The following is an 18,966-nucleotide window of genomic DNA, read 5'->3' as shown; positions in this document are numbered from 1 at the left end:
TCTTTAGATGGTTTAAGTTAAAATTTAATGATATCCGACATCGGGGAAAAAGTCAATATTTTTTTGCCGACCCGTTTTTCGCTTGCCTTAGAATCCCTGGCGCTAGGTGCGTGGAACGACTTTTTCCAGGTCGCTGACCGTCTTGGCAATCTCCGGCCCCAGGACCTGTCTCCCGCGGGGGAGGACCAGGACATTGTCCTCGATGCGGATGCCGCCGAACGTGCGCAATTTTTCCACGGCGGCATAATTGATGAAGGCGGCCGCCTTTTTTTCGGCTCGCCACTGGTCGATCAGGGCCGGGATGAAGTATATCCCCGGTTCGACGGTGAGGACGTACCCGGGGGCGAGTTTCTTGGCCAAGCGCAAATAGGCCAGCCCGAACTGCTCGCTGCGCTTCGTTTTTTCATCGTAGCCCACGTCGTTTTCGCCCAGGTCCTCCATGTCGTGGACGTCCAGCCCCATCATGTGTCCCAGCCCGTGCGGCAGGAACAGGGCGTGGGCGCCGGTCGCCACGGCCGCCCCGGCATCGCCTTTCATCAGGCCGAGTTCTTTCAGATGCCGGACCAGGATTTCGCAGGTCTTGAGGTGGATGGCGCGGTAGCTGGCCCCTGGCTTGATCATGGCGATGGCCGAAAGCTGCATGTCCAACACCGTTTCATAGATCGCCTTCTGCAGCGGGCTGAATTTCCCGCCCACCGGGATGGTGCGGGTGATGTCGCTGGCGTAGCCCGATTCCGATTCGCAGCCTGAATCGATGAGCAGCAGGTCGCCTTTTTGCAACCGGTTGCCATGGTAGTGGTTGTGCAATGTTTCGCCGTGAACGGAGACGATGGCCGGGAAGGCCAGCTGGCCGCCGCCGGCCAGGGCGATGCCTTCGATTTTGCCGGCGATGTCCCTTTCATAGAGGCCGGGGCGGGTCATGACCATGGCTTCCCGGTACATGGCCGCCGTGGTGGACAAGGCCTTTTCGATCTCAACGATCTCCTCGCGTCCCTTGAGCGAGCGCAGGGCGATCACCGCCTTGACAAAATCGGGAGACGCGAAATTTTTGATGGCGCTGTTCTGGATGCCCAGCAGTTTTTCCAATTGCAGGGCGTTCTCCGGCCGGTAGGGCGGGAGGAAACGGACCTGGCGTCCGTTCTGCTGGGCAACTTTTATGGTTTCCTCGAGCTTGGCCAGCGGCCGGGTTTCGCTGAGGCCGACCTTGGCGCAGCGGCTTTTCAGCGACGGTTGCGGGCCCATCCAGATGATGTCGTCGAGATCGAGATCGTTGCCGAAGACCGTCTGCCGCCCCTCGTCGATGTCGATGACCGCGGCCAGCCCGGGATAGCTCAGGCCGAAAAAATATAAAAAAGTGCTGTCCTGGCGGTAATGGTAGCAGTTGCCCGGGTAATTCATCGGGCTCTCGTTGTTGCCCAGGAAAAGCAGCAGCCCCGATTTCATCCTGCGGCACAGTTTGTCGCGCCTCGTTTGGTAGACTTTTTTGTCAAACATGATTTCTCCTTAAAAAAACCATTGTAACCAAGCGCGGAATTAAGTTCAACTTTTTTTTAGTTTCTTGATGCGCAGCAGCAAGCGGATGATGACATAGGTCCAGAACGACAGCAACAGGATGTAAACGATGCCGATGATGTTGAAGAAGCGGGAATTCGGGCGAGTGAAAATCATGTGCACACCGTTCGTCAAAATAGGGATAAAGATCACCATGAAAAGGGTCAGCCGCCTGTATTTCTGGACCTTCGAATCCTTGTCGCTGAAGAACTCCGGCTTTTGTCCGCCGCGGCATTCCTTGCGGAAGTAGTACCAAGAGCTCATGCGGCCGAGCATTTCCCAGCCGGCGTCGCGGCAGATCTGCAGGTATTCCTGCAGGCTTTTAAAGCTGCCGGTGCGGAAATCGAGGCGGTAGGAATAGTCGCGCGGCTCGCCCTTGATGAAATGATAGACGCAGGGCAGCCCCGGGTTTTCCAGGTGCCAGCCGTTTTGCGACATGTCTTCCAGCCATTTTTCCTCTTTGTCGTCGTCCCAGGCCCAGAACCATTTGAATTTGGTCATTTTTTTCTTTTCCATTGCTGTCTCCTATTAAAATGTTTTTTCGCCGCTCATTTTGCTTTTGTCCCAGAGGAGCGGGAGCCCAGGACCGTATCGCCCAGATGGGTCAGCAGGCGCAGCCGGGCCAGCTCGGCGGCGAGCACGCGGCGCCCCTTTTCGGTCAGGGCGTAGCGCTTGCGCCTGTCCACCTCGTCGAAGCGGGTGATGAGCTTCTCTTTTCCCAGGGTGGTCAGTGCGCCGTAAAGGGTGCCGGGCCCGATGCGCACGGCGCCGGCGCTGCCGGCTTCCACTTTTTGCATGATGCCGTAGCCGTGCAGGGGTTCGGCCAGGGCCAGCAGGATGCAGTAGGTGGCTTCGCTCAGCGGCAGGTGGCCCCGCTGGGCCGTCTCTTTGTCTTCTTTCATGACAGACTCCTTATTCCGAATGTCGTTACAGCGATAATCGCTATACCGACAAACGATATAATGGCATACGATATATCGGATGTCAATATATTTGGCAAAAAATATTTTTTTTTGTTTAAATACGAGTTATTGGAAAAAGAGATCGAAAGGGAGATCGACTAATCTATGCTGGTTTGATTCGGGCGACCCGCCCCCTGCGGGGGCACACAAACTTTTTCACTGGGTTGGTGAAAAGTTTGAAATGCCGGGTCGCCCCTACGGGCATTTTCCTGTCCATGGTTGACTTGCAAGTCGAAATCCGTCAAAATAACAACTTGAAAAAAATCGTTTTCAAATTCAAACCCCGAATGGTGAAAATGGAAAAGAAAATCTATTCCGTGGTTGCCGGGACCGGCTCCTATGTTCCTTCCCGGCGCGTGTTGAACAGCGATTTTCTGGACAGCGTGCTTTTTGACGCCAACGGCGAAAAACTGAAGAAGAGCAACCAGGAAACGATCGACAAGCTCGCCGAGATCACCGGGATCCGCGAACGGCGCTACGCCGCCGACAACCAGCTGGCCTCGGACCTCGCCTTCCTGGCCGCCGGCGATGCCCTGGAGTCTTCCCGTATCGACAGGGAATCGCTGGATTATATCATCGTGGCCCATAATTTCGGCGATGTCCGCCACGGCAACGTCCGCTCCGATTTCGTCCCCTCGCTGGCCGCGCGGGTCAAGCACAAGCTGAAAATCGCCAACCCGCGCACGGTCTGCTACGACCTGCCCTTCGGCTGCCCGGGCTGGGTGCAGGGCGTCATCCAGGCCGACTACTACATCAAGTCACCGCGACAGCATGATCTATGCCGCCGGCGCCGGCGCGGTGATTCTGGCGGCGGCTGCCAGCGCCAAGCCGCGGGGCATCCTGGCCCAAGCGTCCCGCAGCGATACCATCGAGCACGCCTACATGCTGTGGATGGGCAAGTCATTCGACCCGCAGCATCAGGGCGACGAACTGTACCTGAAAATGGACGGCCACAAGCTCTATGAGTATGCGCTGAAGACCGTGCCATTGGTCGCCAAGGAGAGCCTGGAGAGGGCGGGGCTGGGGATCGCCGACATCCGCAAGGTGCTGATCCACCAGGCCAACGAAAAGATGGACGAGGCGATCCTCAAGCGCCTGTTCAAAATTTGCGGCGGCGAGTACAAGCCCGAGGTCATGCCCATGACCATCTCCTGGCTGGGCAACAGCTCGGTAGCCACTGTGCCCACGCTTTTGGACCTGCTGCTGAAAGGCAAGTTGGAGGATCACGCCCTCGTGCCGGGGGACAATATCGTCCTGACCTCGGTCGGCGCCGGCATGAATATCAACTCGGTCGTCTACCGTTTGCCTTGAGGGGCGCGTTTGTCAGCGGCAGGACGGCCGATGGCTTCCAAGATCCTGGCAATTTTTAAAAGCCCCTACCCGGCCGATTCGTCGCCGTTGGCCACCGTTTTTTACAGCCTCGGCAGCGGACTTTTCGTCACCCTGTTCTTCGCCGTTTTCGAGCCCTTTGGATTCTTCCTGCTCCCCCGGGCGCCGCGCTGGACGCTCTACATCGGCTATGGGCTGATCACCGGCGCGGCCATCATCCTGAACAACCAGCTGCTGCCGCGTCTGTGGCCGCGCTTTTTCAAGGAGGAAAACTGGAGCCTCGGTCGGCAGATCCTCTTCATGGGCTGGGTGACGCTGGCCATCGGCTTGGGATGCACCCTGCTCTCCGGAGCTGTATGCGCTCATTTCGGGCTGTCGGCCCAATGGGTGCGGCTGCGGACGATCGTTTTCGATACGTTCATTATCGCCATTCTCCCGATCACGGTCATTAATTTGATCAACTACGCCCTGCTGTTGCGGCGCAACACCCGCGTTGTCGTTGAAGCCAACTGCCGCCTGGAACATCCGGCCGCGCTGTTGCCGTTGCCGGGGAAAACAGCGGCGCCGTTGCCGGTGGAGATCGTGGCCGAGAACAACAAGGACTCGTTCCGCGTCGCCCTGGCCGACCTGCTGTTCATCCAGGCCGAGGAAAACTATGTTCAGGTCTTTCACAAGGGCGAAAAACCCGGCCGGGTGCTGTTGCGCAGCAGCCTGACCCGCGTCGAGCGCCAGCTGCGCCCCTTCTTCCCGCAGCTGTTCCGCTGCCACCGGACCTGCATCGTCAACATTGCCCAGATCGTGAAGGTGGCCGGCAACGCCCAGGGGCTCAAGCTGACGCTTAGGGATTACGCCGCCACGCTGCCGGTGGCGCGGCACTACGTCAGCGAGTTCCGCCAAGTGATGCGGAGCCGGTAACCGCGCCTTTTTTACCGATCTTTTTGCCATCCGTCACAATGTCTTGCCATCCGTCACAAGACCCCTTTACACGCGCGCTTTTCGCCTTTAAGGTGGAAGCGCGGACGGCGAACCGTCCGTCATCAAGGAGGACAAGATGAAAAAGAGTATGTGGTTAATGATCTGGATCGTGCTGCTGCTGGCCATGGCCGCGGCGCCCGGAGAGGTTTTTCCCTGTTCGACTTTCGTTCTGCAGAAAGGAGACAGGCTCCTGCTCGGCCGCAACTTCGACTTCTTTACCGGCAACGGCGCCATCATGCTCAACCCGCGCGGCCTGGCCAAGATGGCGCTGGTCTTTCCCGGCGAGAATGCCGCCGCCTGGACGGCGCAGTACGGCAGCGTCACCTTCAACCAGGTGGGGCGCGAGTTTCCCATGGGCGGCATGAACGAGGCCGGGCTGGTGGTCGAGATGATGTGGCACTTCACCGCCGCCTATCCCGGGCGCGACGGACGGCCGGGAGTGATGGAACTGCAGTGGATGCAATACCTGCTCGACTCCGGCGCGACCGTCGTTGACGCCGTCGCCGTTGTCGAGCGGGTGCGCATCATGCCCATGGGCAGCAAGCTCCATTTCCACCTGCTGGACCGCCTCGGCGACGAGGCGATCGTCGAGTTCATCGACGGCAAAGCCCAAATCTACCGCGGCAAGGACCTGCCCGTGCCGGCGCTCACCAACCTGACCTATGCCGAGTGCCTGGCGGCGCGACTGGGTTTCCAGGACTTCGGCGGCGCCAAGCCGCTGGGTACGACCATCAACGACCCCGACCGTTTCATGGCCCTGGCCGTCGCCGTCCGTCTGCCCGGCAGGGAGAAAAAACTGCTCGAGCGCGCCTGGGCCATCCTGGACGAGGTCCATTGCGATGTTGCCGAGAGCCCCACCCAATGGCGTTTCGTCTACGATCCGCGCAACCTGGAGATCCACATCCGCACGCTGAAGAATCCCGGATTGCGTACGATCAGCTTCAAGGACTTGTCCTTTGATTGCGCTTTGGGGGCCAAAGTGCTTGACTTGGATGCGGGCAGCGGCAATATCGGCAGATCATTCACCGCCTATACGCCGGCATTCAACGAAGCGCTGATGCGCAAGACATTCGCCATTTACAAGCAAAACGGTTTCCAGAAGGACATGCCCGATTTCTATCTGGGTGTACTGGCCGCTTATCCGGATTCGCTGAAGTGTCAATGACGATCAGCATTACGGGCGTCCACGATCGCCTTATCGAGATCCTTGGCGGTAAAACTTCTTTCCCTGGCAAATTTTCGGCCGCGGGCATGAACATCAATTCGGCCGTCTAGCGCATGCCCTGATTTTTATTTATTTTTGCAATGCGATTGAAAAAATTGCTTTTTTGTAATAATATATTTATGTACACAATTATGTGCATAACAGGAGACTCCCATGAGACTGTCGGTAAGTATTTCCGAAAGACTGGGTAAAACCGTCAAGAATGTGGCTGAGAATGAAAAGAAATCCGTCTCTTCTCTGACTGCAGAGGCGCTGCTTTATTATTTGCAGGAAAAAAAGAAAAAAAAACTTGGCTATCAATTGTTGGCGCTGGCAGGCAAGTCAGAAGTAGACAAGGACATACACAAGTTTCTTGAAAAGAGCAGAAAGGACGACCATGACCGGGCTTGATAGCGGTTTTTTTGTTGAGTTGTTGAAGGGAAATGACCAGGCTGTTGAAAAATGGAAAAACATTGTCGACGGCGAAACGGATGCTGTTGTATGCAGTTTGACCATATATGAACTGAAAAGGCTTGCTTTAAAAGGCGGTTTGGCCATTGCTGCCGTTCAGTTGACGATTGAGGCCATAATGGCCGTTTGCCAGGTGGTTTGGATTAATGATTGCGAAGTGCTGGATGCTGCGGCCCGATTGGCTCACGGCAATGACATCCCCGCCGTCGATGCCTTGATTCTGGCCTCACTATTGCAGGCCGGCGTGCACACCATTTACAGCACCGACCGCCATCTGCAAAGTTTCAAAAGGAAAGGTATAAATATCATCAACTTGCTGGCCTGAGTTGTTTAATTTCAGAAGTGTCAATGATGTATCCGCAGTCGACAGAATTATCCGCCCGGCTTTCGTCAGGCGTTGTCGGAGAGGCAATGAATGAGTGCTTTTCCTGCGACGGTTATTTGCAGGAAAAGCCCTCAGGCATTGTCTGATAGAATGTATTCCCGGCGCTGGAAGATGAAGACGGCAAGCTAAAAAATATTATCTGCCTCTCCCCCTTTCTTAAAGTCTTTCTGATGAATTAATGTAGAATAAGAATAAAGCCTTAGCTAAAAATGCGCGGATATTTCTGTTTGAATTCGGAAGGGGACAATATGCGGATTGGGCCGAATTTTTCCAGCCGCAGGAGATGCTTATCTCCAGAGAGAATTATATTGGCTTGGGCATGAAAAGCGCAGTCGATGAACTTGTCGTCTTCCGGATCTTCATGAACGATTTTGAACCAATGACTCGGTTGAACAATCTCGGACTGACTGATCAAGAAAGACAGAATATTGTCTGATTCTGCGTGAGGCATTCCCAGATTCACACGGTGCAGCACATCGCTGTACTCCCGAATGATTTTCGCTGAACAGGCAACTTTAAAGCGATCATTGGCCCAGGCTTGAATGATTTTACCTGGAATCCCGCCCCAATGTATTCCGGAAATCAGAACATTCGTGTCAACGACGATTCGCATTACGGACGTCCGATATGGCGCGCTCCAGGTCTTTCTTCGAAAGGCCTTTTTCTTTGGCCAACTTGCGGCTGCGGATCAACAGCTTGCTGAACTCGGCGGCGGAGGGTTTTTGCACCCGTTTCAGGACCAACGTATCGTCGGTGCCGAAAATGAGAAAAATCTCGCCATCGATGAGGCGCAGATTTTCGCGGATGCGGCGCGGCACGACGATCTGCCCCTTCGACGACAAGCGCGTAAAATCGATATTTTCCATGCTCCACCTCCATCTTACATGTAAGATAGCAAGCGATATAAGGAATGTCAATGATTTTTTGAGGTTCGTTGAAAAAAACTCACCCCCAGCCCCTCTCTTTCAAAAAGAGAGGGGAGCACAGCTACTCCCCTTCTCTTGCCAAGAGAAGGGGTGGGGGGATGAGTTTCGAGTATATCAATAGCAATGCTCCGATTGAGATTTTTATTAATTTTAATTGAACTTGACTAAAAAAAATCAGGCGTTATCTGAAAGAATATATTCCCGGCGCTCGAAGATGAAGACGGCGGCGATAAGAAAAATCAGGCCGGCGATGAGAAGCACCAGCACCGATTCCAGGGCCGGAGAGGGCTGGAGCTGGAAGATGAGGAAGCCGCCCTGGTCGGCCTGGACCGGCAGCAGCGACTTGATCCAGTGGATGATGGTGAATTTCTGGGTCACGCCGGGGAAATACTGCACCACGCTTTCCCAGCCGAAAACGAAGAACAGGCCGATGAGGATCGACTTCTTCATGAAGGTGCCGGCCAGGGTGAATAGGGTGCTGTAGCAGAAAAGGGCCAGAACGGATGTGCCCAGGAAAACCCCCAATTCCTCCCAGGCTGCGGCCTGGCCGAGGCGGCTGGCAACGGCCGCCAGGAAAGAGAGCAAAAAGCCGCTGCCGACGATCAGCAGAACCAGCAGGAAGGCGGCCAGGTATTTTCCCAGGATAACGGCCCGGCGCGGCACCGGCGCGACGGTCAGGTAGACCAGGGTCTTGTTGTCCAATTCCTCGTTGACGATGGTGCTGCCGAAAAACAGGGCCAGCACCGGGATGAGCAGCTGGAAATACAACGACAGCATGACCTTGGAAAAAAAATCGGGGGCGCTGGACGCGTCCACCAAGCGCACGATGACCATCAGCGCCACCGGGAGAAGTCCGAGCAGGATGAACACCCGGGTGCGTACGGCCTTGAGCCCCGTCTTGAAGAAGCTGGCGAAGATGATGGGGATGGCGTTCAAGTTTTTCATGGCTATTTCCCGATCAGGTAATCGAATACCGCCTGCAGGTTGTCGTCGGGTGAGGTGATCTCCTCCACGGCCATTTTTTCCACCGCGATCAGGCGCATCAGGGCGCTGAAGAAATGGTCGCGCTGATCGGTCTTGACGGTGAGGCTGCGTTCCTGGGCCGGGAAATCCAGGCTGAGCACGTACTCGTTGCCGACGAGTTTCGCCGCCAGGAGGCGCGGGTCCGGGCAATGGATGGAGATCTGGTGCGGGTGGCTGTCGATCAGGCCGCGGATGCGCTGGATGTCGCCCTTGGCGAAGATCTTGCCCTGGTGGATCAGGACGATCTCGTTGGTCATGGCTTCGATCTCAGGCAGGATGTGCGACGAGACGATCACCGTCCGCCCCTGTTTTTCGTATTCCTTGATCAGCTGGATGATCTTGATGCGCCAGACCGGGTCGATGCCGCGCAAGGGCTCGTCGAGCATCAACAGCTCCGGCTCGTGGAGGATGCTCGAGGCCAGGCGCAGGCGCTGGCGCATGCCGAAGCTGTAGCCCTTGATCTTTCGGTCCCTGCTCTCCAGCAAGCCCACCGTGGCCAGCGCCTTTTCACACGTCGCCGCCGCTGCGCCGGCCGCGAAACCGTGCAGCCGGGCCAGCAGCATGATGAATTGCCAGCCGCTCATTTCCATGTAGGCGCAGTCGTATTCGGGGCAGAAACCGATGCGCTTGAACAGCCTGGGATTGGCGAAAACGTTTTCCCCGAATATCTGCAAGCTGCCGATTTTCGGCTTGAGCTGGCCGGCGGCGATCTTCAAAAATGTCGATTTGCCGGCGCCGTTGGGCCCGAGAAGTCCGGTGATGCCCGGGCCGATCTCGAGGTTGATGTCGCTGATGCCCAGGATGTTGCCGTACCACTTGGACAGTTTTTCGGCCCGGAGCACGGCGTTCATGAGCGCGCCTCCGCTTTTTTGATGCGCCAGCTGAGCAGCCAGAAAGCCAGCAGCGAAACAACAACGGGCGGCAGCAGCGCCAGCCAGCCCGGGTAATCGTATTTCGGCTGCAGCCCGAAAAGAAAGCTTGCCAGTTGCTCGATGTTGCTTTGCAGGGAGATGATGAAAAAACGGTCGCTCTTGAAGATGACCTTCAGGATCTGGGCCAGGTTGTTGGAGAACATGTAGACCAGGAATATGGCGATCTGGATGAATCTCGTGTTGGGGCTGAGAATGGAAAGGGCCAGGGTCAGCGCTGCCAGGAAAACGCATTCCAGCAGGGGAAAGACCAGGATGGCCAGCACCAGCAGGGGCGAAACGGCCAGGCTGCCGGTAAAGATCATCTTGAACAGCAGCAGCAGGATCCCCGGCACCAGGGTGAAGAGCAGGAGGTAGAAGAGGATGACGGAAAATTTTCCCAGCAGGTAATCGCTGCGCGAAAGCGGCCGCGCGAAATAAAGGGGGAAGGCCTTGAATTTCAAATCGCTGGAGATCAGGTCGGCGCCGCTGAAGATGCTTAAAATGACCAGCATGAAGGTCAAAAAGCCGTTGCTGTAAAATGTCTTGAAAAGGTCGGCGTCGCTTTACAGCAGCCGCACCAGCTCGCTGAGGATTTTCAATTCGGGCTTGGTGGAAACGTAAACCGCCAGCAGGAAAATAACGAAGGTCGAGCCGCTGAAGGCAAAGATGACCTTGGCGAACTTCTTTTTAAATACGGATTTAATGCCGTTAAAAAAAATGGGCAGCCAATTGCCGCGGGAAGCCTTCAATTCCCCCTGCCAGTGGCTGTAGCCTTTTTCCCTAATGTCCATCGGATTCCCTGATCACGTTCATGAAGGCGTCTTCCAGCGTGGTCTTGCTCTGCCGGAAATGGCGGATCTGCACGCCGGTTTCGTAGGCGGCGGCGAAAAGCGCCGCCGGCAGGATCTCCGCCGGCAGCAGTATTTTGAACATCGACTTCTCGTTCTCCTGCACCTGGCAGCGCCAGGCCTGCAGCCGTTCGAAGAACGGCGCTGTCTCGCCGACCACCTTGATCTCGAAGAGGCGGAAATTGTCTTTTTTCAGGTCGGCGATCGATTCTTCGGCCGCGATGCGGCCCTTGTTCATGATCACCACCTGTTGGCAGGTGCTTTCGATGTCGGGCAGCAGGTGCGAGGAGATGATGATGTTCATGCTCTCTTTCTTGGCGATGTCCTGGATCAGCTCCAGCATCTCCTTGCGGCCGGCCGGATCCATGCCCGAGGTCGGCTCGTCGAGCAGCAGCAGCCGCGGGTCGTGGACCAGGGCCTGGGCCAGCTTCAGCCGCTGCTTCATGCCGGTGGAGTAGGTATCCACCAAACGGTAGCGGGACTCGTCCAGGCCGACGTAATACAGGACGTCGTGGGCCCTTTTCATGGCTTCCTGGCGTGGCATGCCGCTGAGCTCGCCCAGGTAGGCGGTCAGCGAAACCGCGTCCATGCCCGGTATGGAACACTCGCTTTCGGGCATGTAGCCGATGCCGCGGCGCAGGGATTTGCGCTTTTCACACAACGGGTAGCCCATGATCTCCCCTTTGCCAGCGGTTGGGATCAGGAAGCCGAGCAGCAGTTTCAGCAGCGTGGTTTTGCCGGCGCCGTTGGGGCCGAGAAGTCCGAAAACCCCCGCTTGCAGGCTGAGCGACAGGTCGCGAATGGCCTGGACGCGGCCGTAGTTGAAACTGACATTTTCAAGTTGAATGATCTCTTTCATGGCTTCAGCTGACTATACGCAAAAAACGGGGTAAAAGTTCTTGTCCCCCTTTTTCGGTTCCAATTTACCTGTTTCTGTGCTATATTTCCTGGCAATGGTTAAAAAACCCACTTTGTGCAAGGAGAAAATCATGAACAAGAAGATGATGGTGTTGACTCTGGTTCTGGTGATGTTGCTGGTCATGCCGGCCTGCAAGAAAAAGACCCCCGGGCGGCTGAGCAATGAAGGCGCCCTGGCCATGGTGCCCGACGGGGCGAGCATGCTCCTGAACTTTGATTTCCTTAAGTTTTCCGACCTGGCCCTTTTCGACAAGATGCTCAAGGACGACTGGAAGAAGGACGGCGGGCCGGGGAAGGTATTCGCCGACTACCCCGACTTCGTGCAGAAGACAGGCATCGACCTCAAGAAGGACGTCTATGCCGTGACCGCCGGCATCTACGGCGAGCTGGGCGGCGCCGAACCGCAAATGGTGGCTCTCGTCAACCTGAAGTACGATAAGGAAAAGGTGCTGGGGCTGCTGCGCCAGAACAACGTCATCGTCGCCGAGGAAAAGTACCGCGGCCTGGGGCTCTACACCCTGAAAGGGGAGGAAAGTAACAAGGACGGCCTTCGTACCTTGAGCGCGGAGGGTTCCAAAAAAGAGGCCCGCCTGGTTTTCCTGACCCCCTATGCCATCGCCATCGGCACCGAGGCGCAGGTCAAACTGGCCGTGGACCTGGCCCAGGGCAGCGGCGCCAGCATTCTCAAGAATGCCGCCATGATGAAGTACGTGGACAAGCTGCAAAAGGACAGCATGCTCTGGCTGGCCATCGGCAATATCCCCGACAAGCTCAAGAACGCGCCGGCAGGCGGCATGATGCCGGTCGACCTGAGCAAGGCCGAGGCGTTCATCGGTTACGTGGATTACAAGAGCAAGACTTTTTCCGGTAAATTCCAGCTGCTCTCCAACAACGAGGCGGGAAACAAGCAGGTCGTCGACATGCTCAACGGCTTGAAAGCGCTGGGGGCGATGGGCTCGGCCAAGGAGCCCGAATTGGGGCAGCTGCTCAACGCCATCCAGTTGAGCGCCAGCGCCGACGCCATCACGCTGTCTTTTTCCCTCCCGGAGGAACTGATGAACAAGCTGAGCGACAAGGCCAAGGACAAGGCCAAGGGCATGATGCCGCCGGCCGCGCCCGCCGAGGGAGTTCCGCAACAATAACGGATGAGGATCGCGCCGGCAAAACCGGCTGGAGGGTGAAGCCATGGACTGGCTGATCGCGCTGCCCGCGCTCTGCGCGGCGCTGCTGCTGGTTCTTTTCTTGCTGGGCGGGAAAAACCGCCAGGGCCTTTTCCGCGAAACATCGCTGCAGCTGCTGCTGCTCTTTTTCCTGACCGCGGCCGTCGCCATGTTTAGCAGCCATTGGCTGAAGACGCTCTTCTTTTCCCAGCGCCTGCTCTTTGTCCTCTGGCTGCTGGTCTGGTTTTTCCTGCTGGTTTTCGCCATCAAAACCCTGGCATATTTCGTCTTCGATTTCCTGCTGCTGAAAAAGCAGGGGATCCGTTATCCCAAGCTGGTCAAGGACGTGGTGGTTTTCATCCTCTACGTGGTCGGCATCCTGCTGATCCTCAATTATTACCTGAAGATCAAGATCACCGTGCTGCTGGCTTCGTCGGCGGTGTTCACCGTGGTCGTCGGCTTCGCCCTGCAGGACATCCTCGGCAATCTCTTTTCGGGGATCATCCTCAATTTCGAGGATTCCTTCAAGTTGGGCGACTGGGTGCGGATCAACGAATGGGAAGGCCGGGTGGAGCAGTTCGGCTGGCGCTCGTTCAAGATCCGCACCGTCGACCGGGAGCTGATCGTCATTCCCAACCAGTCGGCGTCGAAGGCCGAGGTCCTGATCTACGGCGCCGAGCGTCAGCCGGTGGCCTTGAAGGTCAAGGTCGGGGCCAGCTACCATGACAGCCCCGACCGGGTCGAAGCGGCCGTTACCCAGGTGCTGGCCGCGATGGCCGATGTCCTGCGCGAACCGGCGCCAACGGTGCAGCTGAAGAATTTCGGCGATTTTTCCCTGGACTACGAGGTCAAGTTCTGGGTCCACGACTATGCCCAGCATAATCCCATAACGGCCGAGGTGCGGCGCCGCATCTGGTACGCGTTCAGGCGCCATGGCATCCAAATCCCCTTCCCGGTCCGCGAGCTCTATCGGCACCCGGAAAAAAGCGCGGCCATCCCCCGCCAGCTCCTGGTCGATGCGCTGAAGAACAACGACATCCTGCGCACCATCGACGAAAATGAGTTTTTGAAGCTTCTGGCCGATGTCGACTTCAAGGTTTTCGGCGGCGGCGAAACCATCATCCGCGAAGGCGAGGAGAGCGAGTTTTTTTACCATATCTATTCCGGAGCTGTCAACGTGACCAAGGAGGGCCAAGTGGTCGCCCGGCTGCAGGCGGGCGATTTCATCGGCGAGATATCCCTGGTCACCGGCGAAAAGACCGGCGCCACGGTGGTCGCCGACCGCGAAAGCGTCGTCATCATGGTTTCATCGGCCCGCTTCAAGCAGATCATCGACATGAACGAGGCGCTGGCCATGAAATTGTCGGCCGTGATCACTAAGCGCCAGGACGAGCTGAAGCTCTTCAGCGAAAAGAACCTGGCCGTTGACGCCGGCGCCGGCAAGAAAAGCTCCGAGAGCCTCTTCAAGCGCATCCTCAGTTATTTCGCCACCAAAAAATAGTGGAGCGGATTATTTCTCGGCTGTTTTCTTGCGGTTCAATGAATAAATGCCGGAGGCCGAGTATTTATTTTTTGAGCCGATCATAAATTGGAACGTTTTCTCTAACTGGATTTCTTTTTCAATTTCAGCTCGAAAAAGGAGCGCGCGATGAAGAAAATTTTCGCGGTAGATCTGAGAAAAGGAGCCATGATCCTGGGAATCCTTTTTATTTTTTCCGGAGCAGCGGGATTATTGGCCGAGCAATCGTTTGAAAAACTGCTGGCCAATTTGGTTGGCGCCAGTACTCCGGCGGCAGCGATTGTGTTGTCTATTTATTTCCTAGGCCTTACCTTGGGGGCTTGGCTGTACGCCAGATATCGTCGTACTGATCGGAATCCGTTACGAATTTATTCCCTTCTTGAAGCCGGAGTGGCAATCTGGTCCATCCTATTGCTTTTATTTCATAAAAGTCTGATTCAACTCATGGTTCCGGTATTACGACTGGGCTTGGGACATTTTTGGGTGCTTGAAATTCAACGCTTTATCGTCGCCATTATATGGATTTTGCCACCCACGATTTTGATGGGAGCGACATTTCCGACAGTGATAGCAGCCTTGGAAGGCTTGCGCATTCCCCGACCCCGGCAGACAATGAGTCGATTCTATACGATGAATTTGTTGGGAGCTATTGGAGGGGCCATCGCTGGGCCATATTGGTGTTTTCCTTCCTTAGGGTTGGGTGGGACCTTGGGATTTACATTTTTTCTTGATGGGCTCGTTGCTTTCATTGCTTGGATTTTGGCAGGGAAATTGAGAATGAAAGATGCTGGCAGGAGCTTAAAAAAAACTGCCAACGACTTGAGTTCTGGGGTACGATCCAACCTGACACTCATGATTCTGGCTTTTTTCAGTGGGTTTATTCTCTTTGCTTTGGAAGTCGTCTGGACCCACTTGATTGGTGTCACCATCGGAAACAGTGTGTACGCTTTTGCAGCCATGTTGGCCCTTGTATTGATCGGATTAGGTTTGGGAAGTGCACTTTCGACAGTTGTTTTCAAAGAATCCAAACCCAGGGGCCCGATAACTCTTGTTGCCATTTTATTTTCGGGGGCTGGTTTAATTGCATGGCAGTACATTCAGTGGCCGCAAACGCCATTCCTATTTGTTTTGTGGGGGGCCAATCTTGCCACATTCGGTCAAGGAGAGCTGTTGCGATGGATCCTGACTGGTCGGTTGTTACTTCCCCCAACAATTATCCTGGGTATGTTCTACCCAGCTCTATTTCGTATGAATCGGTTCCCTATTCTGAATCGGGCTCGTGTGGCGGCGCTGATGGGAGCATTCAATTCCACCGGTTGTGTACTCGGTGCCTTGATGACTGGATTTGTCCTGATTCCGTTTTGGGGTTCGGCGGCGACATTGATGTTTCTTTCTTTTGGAATCGCACTGATGGCATTGATTCTCTCCTACACATTCCTGGTCAAGATTGGGCGTTGGACTGGAGTGATCGTTTCGTTGGGTTTTTTGCTTTTATTGCCGACATTGCCAGGATGGGATTGGCTGCAATTGACTTCTGGTAATTGTGTTTATTTTAGACCGTCCCATGTCAAGCCCTCCAGCCGATTGCTCTTCTTACATGAAGATCTGCAAGGGGGAATAACCACCGTGGTGGCGAATCCTAATAATCCCCAAAAACCGAAGCCTGGAGATTTTTATAAAGTATTGTTGACGAACGGCAAGTTTCAAGCCAACGACGCCGGTGAGATTGATGCCCAAAAAGGCTTTGTAACCATTCCTGCGCTTCATGTCCGGTCATTCGATGATGCCTTGGTCATTGGACTGGGATCGGGTCAATCCGCTGCTTCAGTTCTTAGGTTTGGATTCAAACGAATGGATATTGCCGAGATCGCTTCCGGAATAGTCCAAGCGGCAAAAACTCACTTTATACATATTAATGAGAAAGTTTTGGATAAACCGAATGTCAATCTTATTTTAGATGATGGGCGTAATTATCTGCTGTTAACTAATAAAAGATATGATTTGATCTCTATGGAAATATCATCGATCTGGTTCGCGGGTTCGACCAATCTCTATTCGCAGGACTTTTATTATTTGGTTAAAAAGCACCTTAAACCGGGGGGGATTTTCCAGCAATGGATCCAAATCCATCATATCGGACCCAGGGAACTTGTTTCGGTGATCGGAACGCTGCAACATTCATTTCAATATGTAAGTTTTTGGGTATTTGGCAGCCAGGGAATTTTAGTGGCCGGAGAAGAGCCGCAAAAGCTGCAATGGCCGGTAGTCCAGAGATTGATCAAGACCGATTTGTGGTCCGATCGCACTGAAGAGCGCATTCGCGCTCGGATACGATACATTCTGGGATCAAGATTGTTGGCTCCTGAGGAAACCAGGAAAATGTTGGATACCTGGATTGTTCCTATCAATACCGATCTTAACCGCTTTCTTGAATATGCGTCTCCCAAATACAATCTGGTAAAGTATCCACTTGAAACGATGAATATTAAAGCTCTTGCTAATTTTTCAACCTCCCCCCCCTTTTTGACTCAAGATTGGCCTGAAATAGAAGAAGAACTGCTCAAGGATATTCCCAGCGCGTTTCAAAATAAACCGAATTGAATATTATAGAGAATTGAATAATTAAGCAATCAATGCTTGCATTATTCTTTCCCCTTAATCTTTGCCAGATTGAATGAACACACATTTTATGATAAGCTTAAGTCGTCATTATGCTACATGTTTTTTTCAAATTATATCAGTTCAGATCATATTGGTATGATGCGAAGTAATTTATAAGTAGGATGAGTTAAGCATGATGTTTGTTTGGAATCTCGCAATTTTCCGGTTTGTGGTTTTATTATTATCCAGTTCTGTATTTCTTTTGGTCGGACGTTTTTTATACAACCGTTATCGCCAACGGAACCTTTGTGTGGCCAGATGCATTTTCGGAGCGGTATTGGTAACCGGAACCATTCTTATATTCCCGTTTTTTCTGCGATCCGTCTATATTGTTAGTGCCGAGTTCAATATATCGATTAGCTCTTGGGCTAAGGCTGATTACTATTTTAGTCTTCAGGATCAGATCGGCGGTCATTTAACGGCCAAACTTAAAAATGATTGGATAACTTCAATCCTAAATTTACAAAACTATGAAAAAGCAGAACTTATGTTGTTGCAAGATATGCGCCTTGAAAATGGAAAAGTGCAAGCAAATACAAATCTAGTATACAATCTGGCAATCTGCTGTTATTTTTTAAGGAAATGGAGCGTGGCGGAAATCACGTTCAATGCGGTTCGTAATGAGCGCAAATTCTTGTTGTGTGACTATTTTCTCGGAAAATTGGCGGAAAAACGCGGAAATAATGAGCAAGCATTGGGCTATTATTTGAATTCGTTGCAATCAAACCCACTTTTTTTCCCTTCTCTTTATCATGCAGTTCGGGTTTTAATCAAACAGAAAAAATTTGATGAGGCACTAACGCTTTTATCCCATTTCCCATCCAGCGGATTGGATGGGAGGACTATTTCCAGAATATCCATGTTAACCCAAGCGATTACTTTGAGGCAAACAAATGTACCAGAAATTGAATTTCAATTTTTTCAAGTTCTTAAGTAAAATACGCATAGAAGATTTATTATGCGTGATGTTTGTTATTGGAATTTTTTATTATGGAGGAACTCAAGTAATTTCCAAAGGTTTAACAATCGGAGAATCTGATCTCTGGGATTTTTCGTTGTATTTGTTTCCGTTTTCATTAGTAATATTCCTTTTGTCATTGCGCTATGCCATCTATGGCGGAGCTTCTTTTCAAAATTCTGTATATTCCATTGTGATAGAAACTATTCGAGATTGGCTTCCCTTTTTTTTATTTCTATTCTTTTATGAAATTTTTGCAACTTCTTTTTGGTCTGCTATCTCGAAACCCGATTTGGATTCAAAATTACTGGCTTGGGATCGATTTTTATTTGGTGAAACACCTTCAGTTTGGATGGATCGCTGGGTACAGCCATGGTTAACCGATATACTTGCAGTGGCCTATTTTCTTCATGTCGTACTTCCTCTGATTATTAGCTACGCCTGCTATCGAAAAAATAAACCTTTGTTTCGTTATTTTTTATTGGCTTTTTTATTAGGCGGAATACTAGGGAATATCGGATATATTTTTGTTCCTGGAGTCGGTCCGAACATAGCATATCCTCAGCTTTATGCACATGGATTAAATGGTGCATTTTATGGGTCGGTTGCCGGCATATTGGATATTGTCCGGGCTCCACGCGATATTTTCCCCAGCTTGCATGTTTGCTTGTCAACAATTGTTCTATGGTGTGGGGCCAAGTTGGGCCGAAAATGGTTGTGGTTCCTTCTGCCGCTGGTTCTTGGGAATTGGATATCAACCATCTACTTGCGATATCACTATATGGTGGATGTGATTGTTGGTTTTGCTCTCGCATTTCTGGTGCTTTTTTTGGCCAAATGGCTTTTATTGTTTGAAAAACGTTTCAGAACCTGGATCGAAAGAGTTGGTATGACTCGAACTTGAGATCTACCCAAATTCAAATACTCTAACTGGGCTTTTACTGATTTATTCAAATGGTGGATAGCGACTCGTATTCGAAACGATTTCCAGTTCCAGGAGCAGATAGCAAGGAAAATAATAACAGAATAATGGCTCGTTTGCGTCTAGCGCACAGAGAGTCGACTACAAGATTTTCGGCGGCGGCGAAACCATCATCCGCGAAGGCGAGGAGAGCGAGTTTTTTTGCCATATCTATTCCGGGGCCGTCAACGTGACCAAGGAGGG

19 protein-coding genes and 2 pseudogenes are annotated in these 18,966 nt (G+C 53.1%); 10 read left to right on the top strand and 11 right to left on the bottom strand.

Features of this window, described 5'->3' with window-relative positions:
• Positions 1-102: 102 nt before the first annotated feature.
• The 3 genes from NTW95_13495 to NTW95_13485 are packed head-to-tail and all read right to left on the bottom strand — an operon-like array spanning position 103 to position 2,453.
• Positions 103-1,494: an aminopeptidase P family protein gene (locus NTW95_13495; protein MCX6558420.1), complete on the bottom strand. Its 1,392-nt coding sequence runs from the start codon at positions 1,492-1,494 to the stop codon at positions 103-105.
• 45 nt (positions 1,495-1,539) lie between these two features.
• Positions 1,540-2,067 carry a DUF2812 domain-containing protein gene (locus NTW95_13490; protein ID MCX6558419.1) on the bottom strand — a complete coding sequence of 176 codons (528 nt, stop codon included), beginning with the start codon at positions 2,065-2,067 and terminating at the stop codon, positions 1,540-1,542.
• A 32-nt stretch (positions 2,068-2,099) separates the two neighbouring features.
• Positions 2,100-2,453, bottom strand: coding sequence for a PadR family transcriptional regulator (locus NTW95_13485; GenBank protein ID MCX6558418.1), 354 nt, complete (start codon positions 2,451-2,453; stop codon positions 2,100-2,102).
• 356 nt (positions 2,454-2,809) lie between these two features.
• Here NTW95_13485 and NTW95_13480 point away from each other — a divergent pair.
• The 5 genes and pseudogenes from NTW95_13480 (at position 2,810) to NTW95_13460 (ending at position 6,817) form a co-directional block, all read left to right on the top strand.
• Positions 2,810-3,824, top strand: a pseudogene (locus NTW95_13480) (ketoacyl-ACP synthase III).
• 30 nt (positions 3,825-3,854) lie between these two features.
• Positions 3,855-4,757, top strand: a complete 903-nt coding sequence (locus NTW95_13475; GenBank protein MCX6558417.1) for a LytTR family DNA-binding domain-containing protein — start codon at positions 3,855-3,857, stop codon at positions 4,755-4,757.
• A gap of 136 nt (positions 4,758-4,893) precedes the next feature.
• Positions 4,894-5,982, top strand: coding sequence for a linear amide C-N hydrolase (locus NTW95_13470; GenBank protein MCX6558416.1), 1,089 nt, complete (start codon positions 4,894-4,896; stop codon positions 5,980-5,982).
• Positions 5,983-6,195: 213 nt separating this feature from the next.
• Positions 6,196-6,432 (top strand): hypothetical protein, encoded by a 237-nt coding sequence (locus tag NTW95_13465; GenBank protein MCX6558415.1) that lies wholly within the window; start codon positions 6,196-6,198, stop codon positions 6,430-6,432.
• Positions 6,419-6,817 (top strand): PIN domain-containing protein, encoded by a 399-nt coding sequence (locus NTW95_13460; GenBank protein MCX6558414.1) that lies wholly within the window; start codon positions 6,419-6,421, stop codon positions 6,815-6,817. Before NTW95_13465 ends, NTW95_13460 begins: the two co-directional genes overlap by 14 nt.
• A 259-nt stretch (positions 6,818-7,076) precedes the next feature.
• Here the strand turns inward: NTW95_13460 and NTW95_13455 are convergent, their stop codons facing one another.
• The 7 genes and pseudogenes from NTW95_13455 to NTW95_13425 form a co-directional block, all read right to left on the bottom strand.
• On the bottom strand, positions 7,077-7,490 hold the full coding sequence (locus tag NTW95_13455; GenBank protein MCX6558413.1) for a putative toxin-antitoxin system toxin component, PIN family: 414 nt from the start codon (positions 7,488-7,490) through the stop codon (positions 7,077-7,079).
• On the bottom strand, positions 7,474-7,743 hold the full coding sequence (locus NTW95_13450) for an AbrB/MazE/SpoVT family DNA-binding domain-containing protein (protein ID MCX6558412.1): 270 nt from the start codon (positions 7,741-7,743) through the stop codon (positions 7,474-7,476). Before NTW95_13450 ends, NTW95_13455 begins: the two co-directional genes overlap by 17 nt.
• A gap of 234 nt (positions 7,744-7,977) precedes the next feature.
• On the bottom strand, positions 7,978-8,748 hold the full coding sequence (locus NTW95_13445) for an ABC transporter permease subunit (protein ID MCX6558411.1): 771 nt from the start codon (positions 8,746-8,748) through the stop codon (positions 7,978-7,980).
• 2 nt (positions 8,749-8,750) lie between these two features.
• Positions 8,751-9,677: an ABC transporter ATP-binding protein gene (locus tag NTW95_13440; GenBank protein MCX6558410.1), complete on the bottom strand. Its 927-nt coding sequence runs from the start codon at positions 9,675-9,677 to the stop codon at positions 8,751-8,753.
• Positions 9,674-10,261: pseudogene (locus tag NTW95_13435) on the bottom strand (ABC transporter permease subunit). The gene NTW95_13440 and the pseudogene NTW95_13435 overlap by 4 nt, the downstream one beginning before the upstream one ends.
• A 39-nt stretch (positions 10,262-10,300) precedes the next feature.
• Positions 10,301-10,528, bottom strand: coding sequence for a hypothetical protein (locus NTW95_13430; GenBank protein MCX6558409.1), 228 nt, complete (start codon positions 10,526-10,528; stop codon positions 10,301-10,303).
• Positions 10,518-11,444 carry an ABC transporter ATP-binding protein gene (locus NTW95_13425; GenBank protein ID MCX6558408.1) on the bottom strand — a complete coding sequence of 309 codons (927 nt, stop codon included), beginning with the start codon at positions 11,442-11,444 and terminating at the stop codon, positions 10,518-10,520. Before NTW95_13425 ends, NTW95_13430 begins: the two co-directional genes overlap by 11 nt.
• Before the next feature lie 130 nt (positions 11,445-11,574).
• Between NTW95_13425 and NTW95_13420 the strand changes: the two genes are divergently transcribed.
• From NTW95_13420 to NTW95_13400, 5 genes are all read left to right on the top strand, one after another.
• Complete coding sequence (locus NTW95_13420) at positions 11,575-12,645, top strand: hypothetical protein (GenBank protein MCX6558407.1); 1,071 nt, start codon at positions 11,575-11,577, stop codon at positions 12,643-12,645.
• Between the two features lie 43 nt (positions 12,646-12,688).
• Positions 12,689-14,164 carry a mechanosensitive ion channel family protein gene (locus NTW95_13415; GenBank protein MCX6558406.1) on the top strand — a complete coding sequence of 492 codons (1,476 nt, stop codon included), beginning with the start codon at positions 12,689-12,691 and terminating at the stop codon, positions 14,162-14,164.
• Between the two features lie 147 nt (positions 14,165-14,311).
• Positions 14,312-16,783 carry a hypothetical protein gene (locus NTW95_13410; GenBank protein ID MCX6558405.1) on the top strand — a complete coding sequence of 824 codons (2,472 nt, stop codon included), beginning with the start codon at positions 14,312-14,314 and terminating at the stop codon, positions 16,781-16,783.
• Between the two features lie 193 nt (positions 16,784-16,976).
• A complete protein-coding gene (locus tag NTW95_13405) occupies positions 16,977-17,780 on the top strand; it encodes a hypothetical protein (GenBank protein ID MCX6558404.1) in 804 nt (267 codons plus the stop codon).
• Positions 17,737-18,705, top strand: coding sequence for a phosphatase PAP2 family protein (locus tag NTW95_13400; GenBank protein MCX6558403.1), 969 nt, complete (start codon positions 17,737-17,739; stop codon positions 18,703-18,705). Before NTW95_13405 ends, NTW95_13400 begins: the two co-directional genes overlap by 44 nt.
• A 46-nt stretch (positions 18,706-18,751) precedes the next feature.
• Here NTW95_13400 and NTW95_13395 read toward each other — a convergent pair.
• Positions 18,752-18,966, bottom strand: a 215-nt coding sequence (locus NTW95_13395) for a hypothetical protein (protein ID MCX6558402.1), incomplete at its 5' end; no start/stop codon positions are given.

This window comes from Candidatus Aminicenantes bacterium, from assembly GCA_026393795.1.
Taxonomy (GTDB): Bacteria; Acidobacteriota; Aminicenantia; order UBA2199; family UBA2199; genus UBA2199.
Note: the sequence above shows the minus strand (reverse complement) of the source record. Positions and strands in the feature narration are given on the sequence as shown.